The following is a 23,802-nucleotide window of genomic DNA, read 5'->3' as shown; positions in this document are numbered from 1 at the left end:
CGGTAAGGGAGGAATCGGGATGGCCAGAACGGAGATTTCAGCAGGAGGCGTCGTATACCGCAAAGCCGGAGACCGGCTGGAAGCGCTGCTCATTACGGACAGGTACGGCAAGATTTCGCTTCCGAAAGGCAAGATGGAGCCCGGCGAGACGGTGGAGCAGACGGCGCTGCGCGAAATTGAGGAGGAAACGGGGATCAAAGGGAACATCGTGGCCCCCGTGGACGTCATCAAATATAAATACCAGCATCCGGTGCATGGGGAAGTGGACAAGGAAGTCCATTATTACCTCGTCGAAGCCGTGAGCGGCACCTTGCGCCCGCAGGTAGAGGAAATCAGCGGCGTGTCCTGGTATGATCCGGCGGAGGCGTGGAGCAAGCAGGAGCAAGGCGGTTATGATAACAACGACGTGATCGTCCGCAAGGCGCTCGCCCGCCTCGGGATCCGCGTGTAAGGGCAGGCAAGCGCGCCATTTCGGATTAATGCTGAAAGCGGAGTTTTTTCCAGACCGGCAAATAACATAACGGAAGCGCGGCGAGCGAACAAACGATGTTAAACAGCGTTTGGGCGTGGGCGATCTGGGCTCCGCCGTCGGCCGACAGCAAGGAGACGGCCCAATGCAGCTGCGGGATGAAGGGCATAAACAGCAGCGCCCCGCCTACGTTGAGGACGACATGCGTCCAGGCGACGAATCGGCCGGATTTCGTGCTGCCGATGGCGGCAATGACGGCCGTGACGCAAGTGCCTACGTTAGCGCCGAGCACGATGCCGATGCCGATGCCGACCGGAAGCGTTCCGGCGGCCGCAAGCGCGATCGCAAGGCCGATGACGGCGGCGCTGCTGTGCATAAGGGCGGTAAGCGCCGCTCCGGCGGCGATGCTCCACCACAGGTTATGCGTGGATTGGCCGATAAACCAGCCGAACAGCCCCGACTGTTCGAGCGCAGGGCCGATCATCTGCATGACGCGGATGCCGAGCATCACCATGGCAAAACCGGCCGCAGCCAGAGCCATCAGCTGGATCGGCCTGAAGGCCCGGGGGGCGCTGCGCATGGAAAACAGCTTGTACTCGTCGAGCAGGACCGCCGCGGCCCATACGAGGATGGAAACGCCGAGCAGAGGAAGCGCGATCCGGCCGATCTGCAGTCCGATGAGCTCGGTCGTAAGACAGGTTCCGATGTTGCTGCCGAGGATGATGCCCAGCGTCCGCTCGAACGAGAGCAGCCCGGCGTTCACAAGGCCCATCGTGAGCACGGTAACGGCGGTGCTGCTTTGAAGCACGGCCGTAATGCCCGTGCTGAACAGCATGCCTTTGAAAGGGGATGCGGTCGCTTTTTCCAGAAAGTTCGTAAGCAGCGGTCCCGCCCAGCTCCCGAGCGCCGCTTCCATCACCTTCATGCCGGCCAAAAAAATGATGAGCCCGTAAATGACGGGAAAAATAACCGTATGAAACATGGGGAAGGTTCTCCTTTGGCGGATTCTTGTCCATGCATTACATATATGCCGCCGCGTGGACAACCATGACTTGGAGGGCGGCGCACATTTAAGATTCAAGAAATTGCACACGAGTAGGAGTGGACATGTTGGGAACTGTCGTTCTTCATAAAAACCGAAAAAAAAGGCTGGAGCAGGGACATCCATGGATTTTTAAAAATGAAATCGAGTCGGTTCAGGGCGACCCGCAGCCCGGGGATCTGGTTCATGTCGTGAACCATCAAGGACGTTATTTGGCGACGGGGTATTACAACCCGGCATCGCAAATCACGGTGCGCGCCGTTTCCTACCGCGAAATCGAAGCGATGGACGAAGCCTTTTTTACGGAACGTTTCCTAGGCTGCCTGAAGCACCGGGAGCGCTTCCTGAATGACGGAAACGCGTACCGCCTTGTATACGGGGAGGCCGACTTCCTTCCGGGGCTGATCGTAGACCGTTTCGATGACGTGCTGGTCATTCAGCTGCTGACGCTGGGCATGGATATCCGCCGCAAGGAGATCATCGCAGCTTTGGCCAAAGTGATGGATCCCCGGGGGATTTACGAACGGAGCGACGTTCCGATCCGGGAGCTGGAGGGGCTCGAGCAAACCAAAGGACCGGTCTACGGAGACTGCCCTAGATTCGTGACGGTGCGGGAAAACGGCCTATTGATCCGCGTCGATATCGAAGAAGGGCAAAAAACCGGCTACTTTTTCGACCAACGGGAAAACCGCGCATCGATCGAGCCGCTGATGACGGGCTGGGGCGAGCGCAGCGGGATTACGGTCCGGGAAGTCGAAGAAAACGGGCAAACGGTAGAGCGCCCGGTGAACAAAAGCGGCAAGGTCGTCACGTTCCCGTACTGGGACGGCGCGACGGTGCTGGAGTGCTTTTCGCATACAGGCAGCTTTACGCTGCATGCCTGCAAATACGGCGCCAAAAAGGTCACCTGCCTGGACATCTCCCAGCATGCGATCGACAGCGCCCGCGAAAACGTGGAGCTGAACGGGTTCGGCGACCGCGTGGAATTTGTGGTGGACGATGCGTTCCAGTATTTGCGCAACCAGGTCAAAGGGCTTGAGGAAAGAGAAGAACGTTCCGGCGGCGCCGGGGCCAAGGTCGACACCTCGCAAAAAATGACCGCGGGCGGCGGCAGAACATGGGATGTCGTCATTTTGGACCCGCCGGCTTTCGCCAAAACCAAAAACGCGGTTAAAGGCGCCTGCAGAGGATACAAGGACATCAACCTGCACGGCATGAAGCTGGTGAACGAAGGCGGATACCTGGTTACGGCCAGCTGTTCGTACCATATGCGGCCCGATTTGTTCCTCGAGACGATCCGGGAAGCCGCGGCCGACGCGGGCAAAATATTGCGCCTGATCGAATGGCGCGCCGCAGGCAAAGACCATCCGCAAATTTTGGGCGTCGACGAAGGGCATTACCTGAAGTTTGCGATTTTTGAAGTGAGAAGCAAAGCCTTTTCATAGGAATGCAGCCGGACTGCCGCTTTGAATCCGAAAAAGGATTCGGCGGCAGTTTTTTTAGAGATCAGGATTTTCAAAATTCGATTCCAGGCCGCTCCCGGGTACGATTTATTGACGAATTAAACCGCTTCGTTCTGTATGTTGCTGATTGGAAGTCGCTCCTTGGATTTTCGCAAAATCCTCAGGTAAGAAACGCCGGCGAATACGCTTTTTGCAAATAATGGACGTTAAACGCTAGCGGAGTTTTAATGGTAAAATAGTAGGAGCTTTATAGCCGTTTTGGTTGATAGATTAGTTTTTTCAACAAACATACGTTCTGCCTTTCAGATTCGTATGATATACTGATTGATAGATTATCGATGAATTAGCAGCGATTATTTACATAGATGAAGGGGGAGCATCATGTCGGTTCATTTTTTGATCGGACGGTCGGGCAGCGGAAAAACGACGACGATTCTGGAGCGGATTTCCGCGAAGCTGGAAGCAGAGCCGCAGGGGAATGCGATCATTCTGCTCGTACCGGAGCAGGGTTCGTTTCAAGCCGAGCACGGGCTGGTAACGTCGGGCCGGATCAAAGGCAGCGTAAGGGCCCAAGTGCTCAGCTTCCGCCGCCTCGCCTATCGCGTCATGCAGGAGACCGGGGGAACGGCGCGCGTCGGCATCAGCGACGAGGGCAAAAAAATGCTGCTGTACAAAATCATACAGCGCCGGAAGGACGAGCTGAAGCTGTTTGGCGCTTCGGGCGAGCAGCTTGGGTTCGTCGGCAAGCTTGGCGACGTATATACCGAAATGAAGCGGTACTGCGTCGATGCCTCCGCCGTGGGACAGCTGCTCGGGAAGCTGGCTCCCGCGCCGGGCGTCACGCCGATCCTGCGCAGCAAGCTCGAGGATTTATGGACGGTTTACAAGGACTTTGAGCAGGAAATGTCACCGCTGTATATCGACGAGGAGGACAATCTGATCCGGTTGACCGAATCGGTGAAGGACTCGGCTTATTTGCGGGGCGCGGAAATATGGATCGACGGGTTCCACGGCTTCACCCCGCAGGAGCTGCTGGCGATCGGCCAAATGATGGCGCATGCCCGTTCCGTCACCATCTCGTTGACGCTGGACCGGCCTTACGACGCGATGCGGATGCCGCATGAGCTGGATTTGTTCCATCCGACCGCCACGACCTATATCAAGCTGAGAGGGATGGCGGAGGAGCTGGGACTGGACATCGACGACACGGTGCTTGATCCGCCGGTGCCGCCGCGGTTTCGGGAAAGTCCGGTGCTTGCCCATTTGGAGCGGGGATATGACCGGCGGCTGCGCTATCAGGCGGCCTCAGGCCAAAAAGGCGACGGCATTTCGATCCATCCCGCATCCGGGCGGCGCGCCGAAGTCGAAGGAGCGCTTCGGGAAATGCTTCGGCTTTCGCGCGAGGAAGGCGTGCGTTTCCGGGAAATGGCGGTGTTCGTGCGCAATTTGGGGGATTACGAGCATCTGGTCGTGCCGTTGTTCCAGGATTACGGCGTGCCGTTTTTCCTGGACCAGAAAAGAAGCGAGCTGCACCATCCGCTGGCGGAGTTCATGCGCGCCGCGCTGGACGTCGTCCGGCGGTACTGGAGGCACGAGGACGTGTTCCGCTGCGTTAAAAGCGATTTTGTTCTTCCGCTCGACGGGTCGCTCACGCGGGAAGACATGGACCGCCTCGAAAACTATGCGCTGGCAAGCGGAATGCAAGGTTACCGCTGGACGGACGGGCGGCCTTTGAAAGGCATCCCGAGCTTGTCCCTCGAAGAAGGAGGGGCGCCGCAGCAGCAAACGGCCGAGGAGCTTCTTGAGCTCATGGAGCGCTGCCGCAGCGCGGTGACGGGGCCGCTGGCGGCGTTCGAGAAACGGATCAAACGCGCCAAAACGGCCCGGGAAATGTGCACGGCGGTTTATGGGCTGCTTGAAGACGCGGGCGTGCCCGAAAAGCTTGATGTTTGGAGCCGCCAGGCGCTGCTCGAAGGCCGGCCGGAAGCGGCAAGGGAACACCGGCAGCTGTGGGGCGAGGTGCTGGATTTGCTGGATCAGATCGTCGAGATGATGGGCTCCGAGTCGATGACGTTCGACCTGTTCGCGGGGATGCTGGAAACGGGGCTCAGCGAGCTGAAGCTCGGCCTCGTGCCGCCGTCGCTCGACCAGGTGCTGGTCGGGACGATGGACCGTACGCGGACAAGCGGCATCCGGCATGTTTTTTTGCTCGGAGTGAACGACGGCGTCGTCCCTGCGGTGTTTCAGGAGGACGGCGTCATCACCGAACAGGAGCGCTCCGTTCTTGCCGATGCGGGGTTGGAGCTGGCCCCGGGAATCTCGCGGCGGCTGCTGGATGAACGTTTCCTGATCTACAACGCGCTGACTTCCGCAAGCCGGCACGTCTGGATCAGTTACCCGGCCGCGGACGACGAAGGCAAAGAACTGCTGCCGTCCGAAGTGGTGCGTCACCTGGCCAAAATGTTTCCGGGACTTTCGCCTCGGCCGCTTTCCGCCGAACCGGGGGCGGACCGGGACGCCTCGGAGCATGAAGCTTATATCGAACATCCCCGCCAGACGCTGAAGCATCTGATCGTGCAGCTGCGGCGGTGGCGGCAGGGCATGAGGATGCCGGAGCTGTGGTGGGACGTATACAACTGGTATTTGCGGGATCCGCAGTGGCGCGGCCCGCTGGATATGCTGCTGCGGTCCTTGTTTTACCGCAACGGCGCCAAGGCGCTTACGGCAGGCACCAGCCGCAAGCTGTACGGAAGCAAAGTCCGCACGAGCGTGTCGCGGATGGAGCGGTTTGTGGCTTGCCCGTTTTCGCATTTTGCCTCCCATGGGCTGAAGCTGAGGGAACGGCAGCTGTACCGGCTGAAGGCGCCGGACATCGGCCAGCTTTTCCATGCGGCTTTAAGCGAAATGGCGATCCGTTTAAAAGAGCAAAACCGCAGCTGGGGAAGCCTGACGGCGGAGGAATGCCGAAGGGAAGCCGAGCTGACGGTGGAACGTCTTGCGCCAAAGCTGCAGGGCGAAATTTTGCTCAGCTCCAAACGGTACGGCTACATTTCAAGAAAGCTGAAAAACATCGTAAGCAGAGCTTCCGTCATTTTGGGCGAGCATGCGCGCCGCGGCAGCTTCGAGCCGGTTGGCCTGGAGCTTGATTTCGGCCCAGGCAAACCGCTGCCCCCGCTTACGTTCCGCCTGGAGAACGGCACCGTGATGGAGGTCGTCGGCCGGATCGACCGCGTGGATTTGGCCCATGGGGAAGACGGGCTGCTGCTGCGGGTCATCGACTACAAATCCGGAAGCAAGGACCTGAAGCTCCATGAAGTGTATTACGGGCTGGCACTGCAAATGCTGACGTATTTGGACGTGCTGCTGACCTACTCGGAGGAGTGGCTCGGCAGCAAGGCGCTGCCGGCGGGAACGCTGTATTTCCACGTGCACGACCCAATGCTGCAGTCGGCGAACGGCATGACGATGGAGCAGGCGGCGGAAGAGCTGCTCAAACGATTCAAGATGAAAGGGCTGCTTCTTGCCGACCGGGATGTCGTGTCTTTGATGGACACGTCCTTGGACAAGGGGCATTCCTCCATCCTGCCGGTCGCCGTCAAAGCGGACGGAAGCTTTTACAGCAGCGCTTCGGTCGCAAGCCCCGAGCAATGGGACGATTTGCTGGCTTCCGTACGGAACAGCATCGAACATATCGGAACGAGGATCACGGAAGGCGACGTACGGATCGAGCCGTACCGGATCCAGCAGGAAACCGCCTGCACGTATTGCCCGTTCAAGCCGGTATGCCAATTCGACGAGACGGTCGAAGGCTACCAATATCATCTGTTGGGCAAGCCGGACAAAAAGCAGGTATGGGAGCTGCTGTCCGAGCGCAAAGGAGGAGAAACGCATTGAGCATGCAACCGAAACCCGAAGGCAGCATATGGAGCGACGACCAGTGGAGGGCGATCGCCGAAACGGGCGACGACATCCTGGTGGCGGCCGCGGCCGGCTCGGGCAAAACCGCCGTGCTCGTGGAACGGATCATCCGCAAAATTACGAATGAAGAGCAGGGATTCAGCGTGGATCGCCTGCTCGTCGCCACCTTCACGAAGGCCGCCGCGGCGGAGATGCGGGACCGGATCCGCGAGGCGCTGGACCGGGAACTGGAGAAGGATCCCGATAACGTCCACCTGCGCCGCCAGCTGTCCCTGCTGGGACGGGCCTCCATCACGACGCTGCACTCCTTTTGCCTGGAAGTCATCCGGCGTTATTACCAGCTGATTCCGCTGGATCCGAATTTTCGGATCATCAACGAAAACGAAGCCGAACTGCTCCGGCAGGAGCTGCTGGAGGAGCTTTTCGAAGAAAAATACAGTGAGGAAGCGGAGGGCAGCGATTTTATCCGGCTGGTGGATTGGTTCAGCGGCGAACGCAGCGACGATGCGATGCATCTGCTGGTCCAGAAGCTGTATGACTTTTCCCGAAGCCATGCCTGGCCGGACCACTGGCTGCGCAGCATGGCCGAAGCTTTTGCGGTCCGGGATGCCGCCAGCTTAGGGCAAACCTCCTGGGTGCGGAGCATTTTGCAGGACGCCCGCCTTGCGCTCGCGGGAGCGGAAGGCTTGCTGATGCAGGCCCACGGGCTGGCGATGGCGCCGGGAGGACCGGGCCCTTACGCGGACAACCTGAACGCCGACCTCGAGATGGTCCGCAGCCTTCGGGAAGCGATGGAGCAGCGACCTTGGGAGGAGCTGTACGAGGCGTTCCAGGGCATCTCCTTCGGCAAGCTGAAAAGCGTCCGCAAGGACGATACCGATCCGCAGCTGCAGGAGCGCGTAAAGGAGCTGCGGGATGCCGTCAAAAAAACGCTGACGGATCTGCGCGGCGCGCTGTTCGGCCGTCCGGCCGCGGCATTTCTTGCGGAAATGAACGAAGCGGCGCCGCTGATGAAAGAGTTGGCCGAGCTGGTCATCGAATTCGGCGGACGGTACGAAGCGGAAAAACGCAAACGGGGAGCGGTCGATTTCAGCGACCTGGAGCACTACTGCCTGCGGATTTTGCTGCATGAGGACTCGGCGCCGGAGCGCCCGCTTCCGTCCGACGCAGCCGTGGAATACCGCGAGCAGTTCGACGAAGTGCTTCTGGACGAATATCAGGATACCAACAGCGTCCAGGAGACGATCGTCGGGCTGATCTCCAGGGAGAAGCCGGGCAACCGCTTTATGGTCGGCGACGTCAAGCAGAGCATTTACCGGTTCCGGCTGGCGGAGCCGGGGCTGTTCCTGGATAAATACCGCAGGTACGGCAGCGGCGGCGGGAGCGGCATCCGCATCGACCTGGCGCGGAATTTCCGCAGCCGGATGGAAGTGGTGGACGCGGTGAACGTGATCTTCCGCCAAATCATGAACGAAACGGTGGCGGAGATCGCTTACGACGAACGGGCCGAGCTCGTGTACGGCGCCTCGTTCCCGAATGCGGAGGAGGGCGTTGCCAACCCGTATGCGCCGGAGCTGCTGCTCATCGACCGCGCGGGCAAAGGGCCTGCGGCGGAGGATGAGGCCAATGAAGGCGAACAGGGCGGCTTGATGGAGGAAAGCGAAGTGCTGGAAATGGAGACGGCGCAGCTGGAAGCCAGAGCCATTGCCAAAAAAATCAGGCAGCTGACGGGGGACACGTCCGGCAAACCTCTCCTTGTGTACGATAAGGGCCTTAAAGAGATGAGGCCGGTCAAATACGGCGACATGGTCATCCTTCTTCGTTCCGCTTACATTTGGGGACCGCTGATCATGGAGGAGTTGAAGCAGCTGGGGATTCCCGCCGACGGCGAGCAGGCCCGCGGATATTTTCAAGCGACGGAAGTGGAAGTGATGTTGTCCCTTCTGCAGATCATCGACAACCCGCTGCAGGATATTCCATTGGCCGGCGTGCTTCGGTCCCCGATCGTCGGCTTGACGGAGGAGGAGCTGGCGCAGATCCGGCTTGTTCAAAGCGGATCGTTTTACGATGCGCTGATTGCGGCTGCGCGGCCGATAACGGGCGCGTCCGGGGACGGGGCGCATCGCGAGCTCCTTATGGCCGAAGCGGAGGCGGCGGCAGCTTCGGAAACTTTGCGGGTCGCAGACCTCGGCGAAATTCCGGACGCGTCCGGGATGGACGTCTCCGTGCTCGCCGCAAGCGACGGCATCCCGCCCGCCTTAAGGCACAAGATCCATGATTTCGTGAAGCAGCTGCAATGCTGGCGAGACGACGCCCGCAAAATCAGCCTGGGGGATTTGATCTGGCAGCTGTACCGGGAAACCGGCTATCTCGACTGGGTCGGCGGTTTGCCCGGCGGCGTCGAGCGGCAAAACAACCTGAAGGCGTTGTACGACCGCGCCGTCCAGTTCGAGCAGACGACGGCATCCAGAGGGTTGTTCCGTTTTCTGACTTTCGTCTCCCGGCTGCGCGAACGGGGCGGCGATCTCGGCGGCGGCAGCGGCATGGAGCATAAGGATAACACGGTTCGCATCATGACGATCCACAAAAGTAAGGGGCTGGAATTTCCGGTCGTATTTTTGGCCGGCATGTCCAAGACGTTTAACCAGCAGGATCTGAATGCCCCGTTCCTTATGCACAAGGAGCTTGGGTTTGGTCCGAAGTTCGTGGACGAGGAGAAGCGGGTCAGCTTCCCGACGCTTCCGAACCTGGCGATCCGCCGCAGGTCCCAGCTGGAGCTGCTGGCGGAAGAGATGCGGGTGCTGTACGTCGGGCTGACGCGCCCGAAGGAGAAGCTGTACCTGATCGGCACGGTCAAGGACGTAAGCAAAAAAGCGTCGTCCTGGGCGCAGGTGCTGGAGTCGCCCGAATACACGCTTCCGGATTATGTGCTTGCCAGGGGGCGAAGTTACATCGATTGGGTGGGTCCGGCGCTGATCCGGCATCCGGGAGCCGGCAAACTCCGCGAGATGGCGGAGACGGACGGCTGTCCGTCTTCGGTTCTCGCTTCCGACCCTTCCGTCTGGAAAATATCGGTACTGGGTGCGGATGAGCTGTCGTTAGCCGAGCTGGGCGGCTGGGAAGAAGAGGAGGAATCCACGCCGGAAAGAAAGCTCCGGCTTCAGTCTCTTCTGGAACGTCGGCCCGTCGAAGCCGAAAATGAAGAGTCGGTGCCCGGCGGTTCTTGGGTTACGGAACGTTTGAACTGGCGGTATCCTTACGAAACCGTTACGAAGCTGCCGGCCAAAACCTCGGTATCGGAAATGAAAAAGCTGCTGGCGATGCAGGACGAGCCGTCCGAGCCATGGATGGAAGAACGGATGCTTCGGAGAGAACTGACGAGTCCTTCGGACTCTCTCGCGACGACCCTTCCGCTAAGGCGGCCGAAATTTATGGAGCAAAAGGCGCTGACGCCAGCGGAGCGAGGCACGGTCTATCATACGCTGATGCAGCATATTCCGCTGGACCGGGGCGAAGTGGATGCCGCCGCCGTCGAAGAAACCGTAAGCCGGCTGGTCGAACGCGAGCTGTTGACGCGGGAGCAGGCGGAGGTGATCCGTCCGGAGGAAGCGGGCATGTTTTTTGCGACGGAAGTCGGAAAACGGCTGCTGAGCGCGGAGTGGACGGCGCGGGAGATGCCGTTCAGCTACGGCCTGACGGCGGAGGAAGCCCATAAGGGGCTGTTCTCGCAGCAGGACGGCGTGCTATACCATCAACCCGATCTGCTTGAGATGTCGGCGTTAAACGATGAAACGGTGCTCATCCAGGGCGTGGTCGATTGTTTGTTCCGCCATGAGGGAAAGCTCGTGCTCGTGGACTATAAAACGGACCGGGTCTTGGAGCATCGGGGCGGAATCGGCGCTCTTACCGAGCAGTACAGATTTCAGCTGAACCTGTACGCCAAAGCGCTGGAAGACATTTTGCACGAGGAAATCAGCGAAAAATGGCTCTACTTTTTTGACGGCGGACATGCCGTCCGCTTATAGATTCAGAACTTCACGCATGGGAAAGGGGAGAAAGCCGCATGCGGATATTGCATACCGGGGACTGGCATTTCGGAAAAACGCTTGAAGGCCGCAGCAGGCTGAAGGAACAGGAGGATTTCGTGGACGAACTCGTCCGCATCGCCGATGACCAGCGGGCCGATTTGATCCTGATGGCGGGAGACGTGTATGATTCCGTCAATCCGCCCGCGCTGGCCGAGCAGCTTTTTTACGAGGCATGCGCAAGGCTGACGGAAACCGGGCGGCCTCTGGTCGTCATCTCGGGCAATCACGATCAGCCCGAACGAGTCTCTTCGGTTTCGCCTTTGGTGGCGCGCCAAGGGATCACGCTCGTCGGGCTGCCCGTGGCCGAGGCGGTGACGGTAGGCGTATCCCGCACGGGGGAAATCGCCAAAATCGCCGCGCTTCCTTATCCTTCCGAGGCAAGGCTGAACGAACTGCTGTCCGCGGAAGGCAAGGAGGAGGAGCTGCGCAGGGCGTACAGCGCCCGCGTAGGCATGCTGATGAAGCAGCTGGCCGGCTCTTTTTCACCGGAAACGGTCAACCTGGCGATGAGCCACATTTACGTCCTCGGCGGAGTCGAATGCGATTCCGAGCGTCCGATCCAGGTCGGCGGGGCGTACACGGTGGATCCGTCGGCGCTGTCCGTCGGGGCCCAGTACACGGCGCTCGGGCATCTGCACCGGCCGCAGGCGGTCAAAGGCGACGGCATGATCCGTTACAGCGGGTCGCCGCTAGCTTACAGCTTTTCGGAAGCGGGTCAGGCCAAATCGGTCATGATGATGGATATCGCGCCCGGAGGGTTGCCGGAGCTGGAGGAGGTTTATTTGAGCTGCGGGCGTCCGTTGGTGCGCTGGAAGGCGAAAGGCGGGCTCGAGGAGGTGTACCGCTGGCTGGACGAAGGAAGGGATGCGGAAGCCTACATCGATCTTGAAATATCCCTTTCGGAATCGATGTCGCTGGGAGACATCCAGCGCTTGCGCAAAAGCCGGGACGGATTCGTACATATCCGGCCGATTTATCCGGAGATGGAGCGGGAGGAGCTTCAGCAGGAGCGGTCCGGACTTCCGGTGTCGGAGCTGTTCCGCAGGTTTTACCAGCGCCAGACCGGCGGCGCGGAACCGGAGGACGAACTGGTGCAGCTCTTTCTCGAGCTGGTGGCCGAGGACGGGCACGAGAAGGAGGCGGAAGCCGAATGAAGCCGATTCAACTGAAGCTGTCGGGGCTGCAGAGCTACAGGGAAATGCAGCAGATCGATTTTGAAGGTTTATGCGACATGGGGCTGTTCGGCATCTTCGGGCCGACCGGAAGCGGCAAATCGACGCTGCTGGACGCGATGACGCTCGCTTTGTACGGAAAGGTCGAACGTGCCGCAAACGGGACGCAGGGCATCATGAACCATTCGGAGGACACCTTGTTCGTTTCCTTCAGCTTTGAGCTGGCTTCGGCCGAAGGCAAGCGGCGCTTCCGCGTCGAACGGAGGTTCAAACGGACCGGCGACCTTTCCGTCAGCAACACGCTCAGCCGCTTTATCGAAATCACGGCGGATGGGGAAACGGTGATCGCCGATAAATTGGCGGAGGTGACGCGCTGCGTCGAAGACAAAATCGGCCTGAAAATGGACGATTTCACGCGGGCCGTCGTGCTTCCCCAAGGCAAATTCGCCGAATTCCTCTCCTTAAAAGGCAGCGAGCGGAGGCAAATGCTGCAGCGGCTTTTCCACCTGGAGCAGTACGGCGACCAGCTCGGCATCAAGCTCAGCCGCCGCATCAAGGAAAACGACGGGGCGCTGAAAGCGGTGGAAGCGGAGCAGCAGGGGCTTGGCGACGCCGGCGAAGATGCTCTTCAAGCGGCGGAAGGCCGTTTGAAGGACGCAGTGGCGCAGGCCGAGGCGATCCGGAAAAAACTGCATGCTTTGAACCGGGAGGCCGAGGAAAAAGGAAAAATACGCGAGCGCCAGCTTGAAAAAGAACGGAAGCAGGCGCAGCTTGAGCAATTGCGGGCTTTGGAGCCGGAAATGCAGCGGCTTGAGCAAATGCTGGCCAAGTCGGCGGCGTCATCGGCGATGATGCCGGCTTTGGCTTTGCTTCGGGAAAGCCTGCAGGATCGGGAGAAAAAAGAAGCGGAGGTGGCGGCGCTTCAAACGGCTGCCGCCCAAGCGGAACAAGATGCGGAAAAAGCCTGCTCTGCCGACGATGCCGCGCAGGAAGCGCTGGCTGCCGGCGAGCCCAAGCTGCTGCAGCGGCAGGAACAGCTGGAGCAGGCCGTTCTGCTGCAGAAGGAAAGGGATGGGCTCCGTACGCTGGTGGCCGGGCTGGAACGGCAGCAAAAGGAATCGGCGGACGGCATGCAGGAGCTGCGTCAGCTTTTGGCCAAGGAGCAGGAGCTCTTGAACCGCGGAGCCCAGAAGCAGGCGGACTTGCAGGAGAAGCTGGGAGAGCTGGAAGTGACCGCAAAAGAACGCTCCCTGGTGCAGCGGGCGCTGGAGCTGCGCCAGCAGCTTCGTTCCGCCGAGGAACGGCTCCATCAAGCGCGGAACGAATATGAACAGCAGAAGGAAAAGTCGGAAGCGCTGCGGAAAAAACGCGAGCTGGCCGGGCGGGAGCTCGGCGCGCTGCAGGAGAAGGAGAAGCAGCTCGCAAGCGGCATTTCTGCGCTCCTGTCGCAAGCCGGGCTGGAAAACAAGCAGACCGAGCAGGCGCTGCGCGAAGCGGAGCACGCCGAACTCCGGCTAAGGGAGGAGTTCAGGCGGCATGAGCTTCGAAGCTTGTCGCTCGCTCTCGCGGCGGAGCTGCATGACGGACGGCCTTGTCCGGTCTGCGGTTCCTTGGAGCATCCGGCGCCCGTCCTGCCGGAAGAAGCCGCCGCGGCTCGAGACGAGCATTTGCCGCAGCGGCTGCAGCAGGCGAAAAACCGGCTGCAGGAGGTCAAATACGCCCAGCTTCAGCTGATCCACGAAGGTACGGGCCTGCTGGGCGCCGCCGGCCTTCCGGCAGCCGAATCCGGCGCGCTGCAGGCTGCGGCCGTCGCTGAGCAGGCTGAGGTACCCGAAGCCTTTGACATGTTCTCTGCCCAAGCCTGGGACAAGCGGGTCTTGGAGCTCGAACGTTCGCGGGAAACGTTCGCGTCCGCGCTGCATCATGCCAAACAAGAGTCGTCCGGCCTTGCCGAAAGACGGGAGGCGCTGCGGCAGCATAGCCTTCAGCTGGACGCGGAAGCCGCCGCCGCCGACTCCTTGCTGAAACGGCTGGAGGAAAATGCCGACCGGCTGTCGGAAGAGATCGTTCGGCTGAGAGCCGGATGGGTGGAGGAATTGCGGGAGCTTCCGTTCGACGAGGTCGAGAGCCGCTGGTCGCAGGTGCAGCGGAAGGACCGCGAGGCGGAAGAAGTGAAGGAACGCTTGCGCAAGAGCGTGCCGTTCCTTGACGAGAAGAAGCAGGCGGTCCAATCGCTGGAACGCGATGTGCTTGAAGCCGAAAAGCGGCTCATCCAGCTCGAAGCCGAGCTTCGCGGCAAGCGGGAGCTGTTGGCCGAAAAGCAGGAGCGTCTGCATGCCTGGATCGGAGACCGTCAGGCGGAGGCGCTTCTGGAGGCCTGCGCGCGCGAGCTGAAGACGCTGCGTGAGACGGCCGCCGAAGCGAAGCGGCGGAGGCAATCCGCGGAGCAGGCGAAACATGAAAGCGCCAAGGCTCATGCGATGGCCCAGCAGGCCGCGGCATCGGCCGCCGCGCATCATGAAGCCGCCGCCCGGCGCTGGGAGGCTCTCTTGGAGGAATCGCCCTTTGCAACGGCTGCCGAAGTGGAAGAGTCCTATCTGCCGGCGCCGGAGTCCGAGCAGCTTGCGGCGAAGGTGCGGCAGCACCGCGAAGGCGAACGTGACTTGCTGGCTGCGGTTCGGCACATCGAAGAGCAGTTGTCCGGAAGCACCCTGACGGAAGAAGAATGGCTGAACGTGAGCCGGGAGCTCGCATCCGCCCGCGAGGCCGATGAGGAAGCCCTTCGGATGAAGGCGCGTGCCGAACGCGATCTCGAGGACGTCAAGAAGCGGCATCTCCGTTGGATGGAGCTTGAGAAGCTTCGCGCGGAGCACCAGCATGAGGCCGATAAACTCGGCAAGCTGCAATCATGCCTGCGCGGCAACGCTTTTGTCGAATATATCGCCGAGGAACAGCTGATGCAGGTCAGCCGGTCCGCATCCCAGCGGCTGGCGTTTTTGACCAAGCAGCGTTACGCGCTGGAGGTGGATTCCGGCGGCGGCTTCCTCATCCGGGACGATGCGAACGGAGGGGTTCGCCGGCCGGTGTCCACGTTGTCCGGGGGCGAGACCTTCCTCACGTCGCTGTCGCTCGCTTTGGCGTTATCCGCCCAGATCCAGCTCCGCGGCCAATACCCGCTTCAATTCTTTTTCCTGGATGAAGGGTTCGGCACGCTGGATCCGGAGCTGCTCGAAACCGTCATTTCCTCGTTGGAACGGCTGCACAACGACCATCTTTCCGTCGGCGTCATCAGCCACGTTCCGGAGCTTCGCGCCCGCCTCCCGCGCAAACTCGTCGTCATTCCGGCCGACGAGGCGGGAGGAGGCTCGAAAATCGCGGTGGAACAGCTGTAGTGACGCATGTCATAGCGGCCCTGTTTAAAGGTTGTTACTATCGCAATAGACAAGCCGACTTTCTCTTTTCGTTGAAGTTCCTTGGCAGGGAACGCAAAATCAGCGCTGCTGCGGCAGCGCCCCGGTTTTTCGTTCTCTGGCCCAAGGGGCTTCTTTTTATTTTGCGGCCGACGGATTTTTATTAAATCAGTAGCCATTCGCCCAGTCGTGAATATGATGATCCTGTAAATCGCAACTGGGGAGGATTATGAAAAGTGGAGAAGTTTGAGGCCAAAGAAATTTGCAAAAAACATATGTACCGCTATGTCAGAGCGACGATGGCGGACGGTAGCGTCCATGACGGATTTATCGAACATGTGGATGAAGAAAGGCTGTATCTTGCCGTTCCGGTCGGCCATGAAAACATGCCTTACCATCACGGTTACGCGAGCCCTTACGCCGGCGGCTGGGACCCATGCTTCCGTCCGGAACAGGATACCCGGGCATTTTATCCTTTCGTTCCTTACGGATACGGATTTGGGTACCCCTTCTTCGGGTTTCCATACGGACGCCGCTTCAACCGGTTCATTTTGCCGCTCGCCGGCTTGACGGCGCTTTCCCTGCTGCCGTTTTTTTAAAAAGACAAGGACATATAATCCTTCTGTGCATAAGCAACCCTATCTCGCAAGAAATATTTCCGCTAGACGTGTCCTTTTTCAAAGGAAGTACGCCGACAGACCGTTTTTTTTCGACTGCTTTTTTGGACGGCGGATGGACACCGGTGCAGCACGAACGCGGAACAGGCTCTCTTCGGAGGGTCTTTTTCTTTGCGAAGCGGCTCTTTGCCCGAACGTGGATCATGATATGATTCGGCGTATGAACGCGTTATGCGACGGATTTTTTTCCGGGCATTGGACGCGTTCCCCCGAAATCCGTTATGATAGGAATAAATTCAAAACATATACATAGCGGAGGCGAACTAACGATGGACTGTCTCTTTTGCAAAATCGTCGAAGGCAGCATTCCTTCACAAAAGGTGTTTGAAAACGACAGCATTCTGGTGTTCAAGGATATTCAACCGGCAGCACCGGTGCATGTGCTCATCATTCCGAAAAAACATATCGCGACGATGAACGACGTGGCCGAAGAAGATCTTCCGCTCGTCGCCGAGATGCACCGGGTAGCGCAGCAGGTGGCCAAAGAGCTCGGGGTGGCGGATACGGGCTACCGTCTCATCAACAACTGCGGGCCGGACAGCGGACAAGCGGTGTACCATATTCATTACCATCTGCTTGGAGGCGCCAAGCTGGGCGCGTTGACGGGCATTTCCGATTCTCATGCGTAATCATGGAAGGGTTCCTGCTTGATCGGGACGACAGGAAGGAATTGGCAGGGGGGCTCAGGCACGGAGGAAGCAGTTCCACAAACGGGCGGGGCCCGGCCTGCTGGTTAATCCGCTTGAAAGCGGCGTGAAAGGGTTTTTCTGAAAAAATAGGCGTCAAGGTTGACACCCTATTTCTCTTTCACCTATAATTAAATTTGATGAACCGTGTTATTGCTCTTGGACGGTCTGGTCGGAGGGAGGGAAAACTGGTGTCTGAAACTAAAGTTCGCAAAAACGAGTCTATTGATGCTGCACTTCGCCGCTTTAAGCGCTCCATCGCTAAGGATGGCGTATTGGCTGAGGTGAAGAAACGCAAGCATTATGAGAAGCCAAGCGTAAAGCGCAAGAAAAAGTCCGAGGCTGCTCGTAAGAGAAAGTTTTAGGAGGAACTGAACTGTCATGAGTCTTAGCGAACGATTGAACGAAGATATGATACAAGCGATGAAGAGCAAAGACAAGTTCAAGCTCTCCACTATTCGAATGGTTCGTTCAACGATCAAGAATCTTGAAATAGATTTGAAAAGAACTTTGGATGACAACGAAGTGCTTGATATCCTCAGTCGTGAAATTAAACAGCGCAAAGATGCCCTCCAAGAATTTAAGAAAGCGGATCGAGACGATCTTGCAACAGATGTCGAAGCAGAAATTGAGATTATCAGTCAGTATCTTCCCGAACAGCTTACCGAAGAAGAATTAAAAGTTATTGTACAGCAGACCATCCAGGAAACCGGTGCTTCTTCGAAAGCCGACATGGGGAAAGTGATGAGCGCGCTGATGCCGAAAGTCAAAGGTCGCTCTGACGGAAAAATGGTGAACCAGGTGGTTCAACAATTTCTGCAATAAAACATAACGTAAAACACCCCTTTTTAAGGGGTGTTTTTTCATGTTAAGGTCCATAAATTTACAGCAAAACGTTAGACATCTTTAAGCTCGCCTTTGTCAAGCGCTGAATATCCTCTTGAAACCGACCGATAGACGCTTTCGTTCATTTTTGTTGAAACGATCGGCCGATTGCTGCGTAATAAGTACCATATGCCGGAAAATATATTATAATCATGGAGAAGGGAGGGTGGTTTATTGAAACGATCCGGATATGGAAACATGCTGCACAGGTGGCTGGTTCTATTCATGATGCTGATGTTGGGAATGGCTGCTGCGTTTCCGGGCTCAGCGAGTGCCGAAGACGCAAAAATCGCGCCGGTGTATATCATTCCGGTTGACCAGAAAATCGAGACCGGACTGGAAAAATTCATGAAGCGCGGATTCAAGGAAGCCGAAAAAATGAACGCGGGGCTGATCGTCCTGGACATCAACACGCCGGGCGGCTTGGTGACGACGGCGCAAACGATAGGGAAAATGATTCGCGAAAGCAAAATCGAAAGCGTTGCATACATACGCGGAAATGCCGCTTCCGCCGGGAGTTACATCGCGCTCAACGCGGACAAAATCGCGATGTCGCCGGGAAGCATGATCGGCGCGGCCGCTATGGTGGACAGCACGGGCAAACGGGTGGATGATCCGAAACTTGTCGCCGCGTGGAAATCCGAAATGTCGGCCGCAGCCGAATCAAGCGGCAGGAACGCCAAAATAGCGGCAGGTATGGCGGACATCGACATGGTCGTCGACATGCCGGAAATCGGTGAAAAGAAAGAAAAAGGCCAGATCATCGCATTATCCAGCGAGCAGGCCTTGAAGGTCGGGTATACGGACAAAATCGCCTCCTCGCCGGAGGAGGTCATCTCGTGGATGGGATATTCGACCGATAACGTGATTCAAGTGGAACATACATGGGCGGAAAACATCGCTACCTTTTTGACCAACCCGATCGTGATGACCATTTTGCTGTTCCTCGGCATCGCCGGCATCGTGATCGAGCTCATCGTCCCGGGATTCGGCGTACCGGGCATTATCGGTACCGCGGCATTCATATTGTATTTCTTCGGAAACTATGTCGCGGGTTTTGCCGGCAACGAGACCTGGCTCCTCTTTATCATCGGCCTGATTTTGATGATCCTGGAAATGTTCGTGCCAAGCTTCGGCATATTGGGCGTGCTGGGCGCCATCAGCTTAGTGGCCGGCGTGATACGGGCGGCATACGACACAAGTCATGCGTTGATCTCGCTAGGAATCGCCTTTATTGCGGCGCTGGTCGTCGTTGTCGTCGTGGCGATCGTCTTCAAGGAACGCGGCATCTGGAATCGCTTTATTCTGAATGAATCCCTAACCAAAGAGCAGGGATACGTCCCGACCGAATCCAGGGAGTCTTTGCTCGGCAAGGAAGGCGTCAGCGTGACGCCGCTGCGTCCGGCCGGAACGGCGCTGATCGACGACGAACGGGTGGATGTGGTGACCGAAGGGGAGTTTATACCGCGGGATTCCGCGGTGGTTGTCGTTCATGTCGAAGGCGCGCGCGTCGTCGTGAAGCCGAAATGAATCAGCTTGTACGCAGCAGAATCCTTAACATAAGGCGGCTGCGGAAAATAACGGTTCCGCTTAGGTGGGAACCGTAAAAACAATAGGAGGATGGCATGTTATGACAAGTCCATTAATCCCCATTTTGCTGATCGCCGTCTTGGTGATCATCGTATTAAGCGTATTTTTCAGCTTTTTCCCGCTTACGCTGTGGATTTCCGCGTTGGCGGCCGGCGTTCGCATCAGCATCATTACTCTGGTGGCGATGAGGCTCCGCCGGGTTACGCCAAGCCGGATCGTCAACCCTTTGATCAAGGCGACGAAAGCGGGGTTGGGGCTTAACATCAACCAGCTGGAAAGCCACTATTTGGCCGGCGGTAACGTGGACAGGGTCGTCAATGCCCTGATTGCTGCGCAGCGCGCGAACATTCCGCTTGAGTTTACGCGGGCGGCCGCGATCGACCTGGCGGGACGGGACGTGCTTCAGGCCGTGCAAATGAGCGTCAACCCGCGCGTCATCGAAACGCCTGTCGTGGCCGCGGTGGCTAAAAACGGCATCGAGGTCAAGGTAAAAGCGAGAGTAACCGTCCGGGCGAACATCGACCGCCTCGTCGGCGGCGCGGGCGAAGAGACGATCATTGCCCGCGTCGGCGAAGGGATCGTAACGACGGTCGGTTCCAGCGACGCCCACAAGGACGTGCTTGAGAACCCGGACAGCATCTCCCGCACCGTGCTCGCCAAAGGGCTGGATGCAGGGACGGCGTTCGAAATTTTGTCCATCGACATCGCGGACGTGGACGTAGGCAAAAACATCGGCGCGTACCTGCAAACGGAACAGGCGGAAGCCGACAAACGCATCGCGCAGGCGAAAGCCGAGGAACGCCGCGCCATGGCCGTCGCGCAGGAGCAGGAGATGAAGGCGCGCGTCGTCGAGATGAGAGCGCGCGTGGTCGAATCCGAATCCGAAGTGCCGCTGGCGATGGCGGAAGCGCTCCGGTCCGGCAAAATCGGCGTGATGGATTACATGAATTTGAAAAACATCGAGGCGGATACCCAAATGAGAGGCTCGCTGGGCAAAATGGGCGAGGGAGATCAGAACGGTTCCCAAAATAACAAGTAGGGAATGATGCACCCATGTGGATCTTTGAACATTTTTATTGGATCCTGATCGTTTTGTTTGCTATCTTCTCCGCCTTAAACAGAAGCAATAAATCAAAGCAAAAGCAAAATCCGCGGGGCATGCCGTCATTTGGCGGAGACGCAGGCAGGGGGCAGAGGGAACACGGGGAGCATCGGGAAATCCGGGAACAAAAAGGATTTTCCGGTTCGCCTCAACCCTCCCCAAGCCGCCGGGACGAAAGCGCGCCGGAATCGGGCTGGCCCGCGGCCGTCGAAATGGAACCGGCGCGGGGCCGGTACGCGGAAACCGCCGGCCGGACCTCCCCGTTCGGAAATTATTCGGAAGCCGGGCCGGACTACGATACCGGCGAAGGCGTATCCGGCATGTGGCAGGACGATATACCGGATACGCTGGAGGACTTTAACCGCGTCATGCAGACGCGTTTGGAGCAGGTCGACGCTTCGCTGGACCGGATCGGGCAAACGGCGCCCGTGCCGGCCTCGGCAGCGCGGGCGGAAGCCCCAAAACCGGTTTCCAGGCTTGCAAAGGAAGCCCGAAACGGCGTGATCTGGGCCGAAATTCTCGGCCCGCCGCGGTCGAAGCGGCCGTACGGCGGTCGAAAATAACAGGCAGCCGCTTTACGAAACAAAAGCCTTTTCTGCAAAGGGTAACGATCCGAAGGATCGATCCGTGCGGAAAAGGCTTTTTTATCTATAATCATTTATCATTTCCGGGGTCCCCGCAAAGTGTCTGGTTCGGTTTCAAAGCCATCGGCTCCGCTTTGCGGGGTTATTTTGCGCAATCTCCGCCTGCAGCCTGAAATCTCTCATAAAACGGCCGGACCGGGCATAAGTTGTAAAGTACAGGAAGGGGGAGGCCTTCGTATGACCCGGATCAGCCGCAGGCTGCGGAAATGGACCCATGAAGCGCTGGATCTGCCGCAGGACGTCTTACTTGATCTGCCGCGGGTTACCCTGGTTGGAAATAAGGAGTTGACCGTCGAGAATCACCGGGGCGTGCGGCATTTTTCGGAGAACAAAATGATTCTTTCCTTGAGTGAGGGCATGCTCGAAATCGAAGGCGCCGGACTGATGATCCGGGCGATTTTGCCGCAAGAGGTCCTGATCGAAGGAATGATCCGCAATATAAAATATATAGGAATGGGGGAGAGCTCATGAAAATACCTACACTATCCGGTGTGCGCGGCTGCGTACAGATTACGGTCAGAGGAGAGGGCATCAATCAGTTGATCAATGCTTTGGCGGAAGCGGGCATTCCCGTCTGGGATATTCGGCCCACCAGCCAACAAACGGCCGACATGAAGCTGCTCCTGAGGGATTTTCACGCTCTTCGCCCCCTGCTGAAACGGACAGGCTGCCGGATGCATGTCACGCGCCGGATCGGACTGCCTTTCCGTTTGGTCAAGCTGTACAAGCGCAAATTTTTTGCGGCGGGCATCGCCGTGTTTTTCCTGATGCTTTTCATGCTTTCATCCCTTGTTTGGAACATACATGTCGAGGGAAACGAAAAGCTTGCGACGGAGGATATTTTGAAGGCGGCGAGGGAGGAAGGCATTCGGCCTTACCAGTGGATTTTCCGCTTGAAGGACCCGGACAAGCTTTCGCGGGCGCTCAGCCTCAAGCTGCCTGAAACGTCATGGGTCGGGGTCGAACGCAAAGGGACGACGATCACCATCCAGGTCGTAGAAGCCGAAAAGCCGAAGAAGGAGCCGCTAGCGAGCCCGCGCCATTTGATCAGCAAGTCGGATGCGGTCGTCACAAGCATTTATGCGGAGCAGGGGCGCCCCCTCGTTCAAAAAAATACGCGCGTCAAAAAAGGACAAGTGCTCATTTCCGGCATTTTGGGCGACGGCTCCGCCCATTCGCAGGTTGTGGTGGCCAAGGGCGAAGTGAAGGGCCTCGTATGGCATGAATACCAGCTGGAGGTCCCGCTTGTCCAGAAACGGGAAGTATATACGGGGGAACGGAAAGACAAAAGCTACCTCGTGCTCGGGAACCGTGCGATCCAACTGTGGGGGTACGGGAAAGAGCCGTTTGCGAAATCGCAAACGCTGACCGAGCTTGATCCGCTGACATGGCGTTCGATTGCGCTCCCGATCGGCTGGATGACCGAGAAAGTGATGGAGGTCGCCGAGAGGGAGGAGGCGCTGGAACCCGAAGCGGCGAAAAAACAAGGGCTGGAGGCGGCGGTTCGGGATATTTTGGCGAAATACGGCAACGATTCGCAGATCATCAGCCAAAAAATTTTGCATGAGAAGAGAGAGAATGGTAAAGTTTATATGAAAGTGCTTTTTGAGGTGGAAGAAAAGATTGCCGAAGAACTTCCCATAGTTCAAAGTCAAGGAGAATGAGGCTATTTGTCAGAAAAAAACCACAGCGCGCAAATTTCATTGCATAGTGCAAGCGAAGGACTGTCCATTTTTGGACCTCAGGATACTTTTCTGAAAATGATCGAAGCGCAGATCCCGGCGCAAATCGTTTCCCGCGAGGCGGAAATTACGATCCGCGGGGAAATGCGGGATGTGCAGGTTTTGGAGCATCTGTTCGAAGTGCTGCTTGAGCTCGTCCGGAACGGTCACATTCTGTCGGAGCGGGACGTCTCTTACGCCATCGATTTGGCCAAGGATTTTCGGGCCGACCAGCTGCTTGATCTCTTCAAGGGAGAAATTACGACGACGTTCCGCGGCAAACCGATCCGGGTGAAGACCATCGGCCAGAAGCACTATGTGACGACCATCCGTAAGCGGGACATCGTGTTCGGAATCGGACCGGCCGGCACGGGGAAAACGTATCTGGCGGTCGTGCTTGCCGTCGCCGCTTTGAAGGAAGGGGCCGTCAAGCGCATCGTGCTGACGCGTCCGGCCGTCGAGGCGGGTGAAAGCCTCGGGTTTCTGCCGGGGGATCTGCAGGAAAAAGTCGATCCGTATTTGCGTCCGCTTTACGACGCCTTATATGACGTCATGGGCCCGGAGCAAACGGCCAAAGCGCTTGAAAGAGGACTTATCGAAATCGCGCCGCTGGCGTATATGCGCGGGCGTACGCTGGACGACTCGTTCATCATATTGGACGAGGCCCAGAATACGACCCCTGAACAAATGAAAATGTTTTTAACCCGTCTAGGTTTCGGCTCGAAAATGGTCATTACCGGCGACGTGACGCAAATCGACCTGCCGAGAGGCAAAAAATCCGGGTTGATCGAGGCGAAACATATACTTGGAGACATTGAGGAGATCGGCTTCGTTCAGTTTGCCGAGCAGGATGTCGTCCGCCACTCTCTCGTTCAAAAAATAATCACTGCTTACGACAAAGCTGCAGAAAACCAAGATTAGAGGGGATTATCTTT

At 58.1% G+C, this 23,802-nt stretch carries 17 protein-coding genes; 16 read left to right on the top strand and 1 reads right to left on the bottom strand.

Features of this window, described 5'->3' with window-relative positions; all coding sequences use genetic code 11:
* Nucleotides 1-19 precede the first annotated feature (19 nt).
* Complete coding sequence (locus RJP21_RS05575) at nt 20-451, top strand: NUDIX hydrolase (protein WP_160043357.1); 432 nt, start codon at nt 20-22, stop codon at nt 449-451.
* A 25-nt stretch (nt 452-476) separates the two neighbouring features.
* Here RJP21_RS05575 and RJP21_RS05570 read toward each other — a convergent pair whose 3' ends face one another.
* Complete coding sequence (locus tag RJP21_RS05570; RefSeq protein WP_310858424.1) at nt 477-1,451, bottom strand: Na/Pi cotransporter family protein; 975 nt, start codon at nt 1,449-1,451, stop codon at nt 477-479.
* A gap of 125 nt (nt 1,452-1,576) precedes the next feature.
* Here RJP21_RS05570 and RJP21_RS05565 point away from each other — a divergent pair, with 125 nt between their 5' ends.
* From RJP21_RS05565 to RJP21_RS05495, 15 genes are all read left to right on the top strand, one after another.
* Nucleotides 1,577-2,956: a class I SAM-dependent rRNA methyltransferase gene (locus tag RJP21_RS05565; RefSeq protein ID WP_397386177.1), complete on the top strand. Its 1,380-nt coding sequence runs from the start codon at nt 1,577-1,579 to the stop codon at nt 2,954-2,956.
* Between the two features lie 399 nt (nt 2,957-3,355).
* Entirely contained in the window at nt 3,356-6,868 is a 3,513-nt protein-coding gene (gene addB, locus RJP21_RS05560) for a helicase-exonuclease AddAB subunit AddB (RefSeq protein ID WP_310858423.1), read from the top strand.
* 2 nt (nt 6,869-6,870) lie between these two features.
* Nucleotides 6,871-10,917, top strand: coding sequence for a helicase-exonuclease AddAB subunit AddA (gene addA, locus RJP21_RS05555; RefSeq protein ID WP_310858612.1), 4,047 nt, complete (start codon nt 6,871-6,873; stop codon nt 10,915-10,917).
* A 38-nt stretch (nt 10,918-10,955) separates the two neighbouring features.
* Complete coding sequence (locus tag RJP21_RS05550; RefSeq protein ID WP_310858422.1) at nt 10,956-12,134, top strand: exonuclease SbcCD subunit D; 1,179 nt, start codon at nt 10,956-10,958, stop codon at nt 12,132-12,134.
* Complete coding sequence (locus RJP21_RS05545; protein ID WP_310858421.1) at nt 12,131-15,544, top strand: AAA family ATPase; 3,414 nt, start codon at nt 12,131-12,133, stop codon at nt 15,542-15,544. The genes RJP21_RS05550 and RJP21_RS05545 overlap by 4 nt, the downstream gene beginning before the upstream one ends.
* Nucleotides 15,545-15,798: 254 nt before the next feature.
* Nucleotides 15,799-16,161, top strand: a complete 363-nt coding sequence (locus RJP21_RS05540; RefSeq protein ID WP_310858420.1) for a hypothetical protein — start codon at nt 15,799-15,801, stop codon at nt 16,159-16,161.
* Between the two features lie 347 nt (nt 16,162-16,508).
* Complete coding sequence (locus tag RJP21_RS05535; RefSeq protein WP_160043351.1) at nt 16,509-16,868, top strand: histidine triad nucleotide-binding protein; 360 nt, start codon at nt 16,509-16,511, stop codon at nt 16,866-16,868.
* A gap of 248 nt (nt 16,869-17,116) precedes the next feature.
* Complete coding sequence (gene rpsU / locus RJP21_RS05530; protein ID WP_036712328.1) at nt 17,117-17,290, top strand: 30S ribosomal protein S21; 174 nt, start codon at nt 17,117-17,119, stop codon at nt 17,288-17,290.
* A 16-nt stretch (nt 17,291-17,306) separates the two neighbouring features.
* Nucleotides 17,307-17,750: a GatB/YqeY domain-containing protein gene (locus RJP21_RS05525; protein WP_310858419.1), complete on the top strand. Its 444-nt coding sequence runs from the start codon at nt 17,307-17,309 to the stop codon at nt 17,748-17,750.
* Between the two features lie 258 nt (nt 17,751-18,008).
* A complete protein-coding gene (locus RJP21_RS05520) occupies nt 18,009-19,340 on the top strand; it encodes an NfeD family protein (protein ID WP_397386186.1) in 1,332 nt (443 codons plus the stop codon).
* 100 nt (nt 19,341-19,440) lie between these two features.
* On the top strand, nt 19,441-20,439 hold the full coding sequence (gene floA, locus RJP21_RS05515; RefSeq protein ID WP_310858418.1) for a flotillin-like protein FloA: 999 nt from the start codon (nt 19,441-19,443) through the stop codon (nt 20,437-20,439).
* 14 nt (nt 20,440-20,453) lie between these two features.
* Nucleotides 20,454-21,065: a hypothetical protein gene (locus tag RJP21_RS05510; RefSeq protein WP_310858417.1), complete on the top strand. Its 612-nt coding sequence runs from the start codon at nt 20,454-20,456 to the stop codon at nt 21,063-21,065.
* A 258-nt stretch (nt 21,066-21,323) separates the two neighbouring features.
* Nucleotides 21,324-21,617 (top strand): sporulation protein YqfC, encoded by a 294-nt coding sequence (yqfC, locus tag RJP21_RS05505; RefSeq protein WP_310858416.1) that lies wholly within the window; start codon nt 21,324-21,326, stop codon nt 21,615-21,617.
* Nucleotides 21,614-22,810, top strand: a complete 1,197-nt coding sequence (gene yqfD, locus RJP21_RS05500; protein ID WP_310858415.1) for a sporulation protein YqfD — start codon at nt 21,614-21,616, stop codon at nt 22,808-22,810. The genes yqfC and yqfD overlap by 4 nt, the downstream gene beginning before the upstream one ends.
* A gap of 6 nt (nt 22,811-22,816) precedes the next feature.
* A complete protein-coding gene (locus RJP21_RS05495) occupies nt 22,817-23,788 on the top strand; it encodes a PhoH family protein (protein WP_310858414.1) in 972 nt (323 codons plus the stop codon).
* The last annotated feature ends 14 nt before the right edge of the window (nt 23,789-23,802 follow it).

Origin of the sequence: Paenibacillus sp. VCA1 (assembly GCF_031583795.1) — a bacterium.
Taxonomy (GTDB): domain Bacteria; phylum Bacillota; class Bacilli; order Paenibacillales; family Paenibacillaceae; genus Paenibacillus_AQ; species Paenibacillus_AQ albilobatus.
This window is presented reverse-complemented; position numbering and strand designations above follow the sequence as displayed.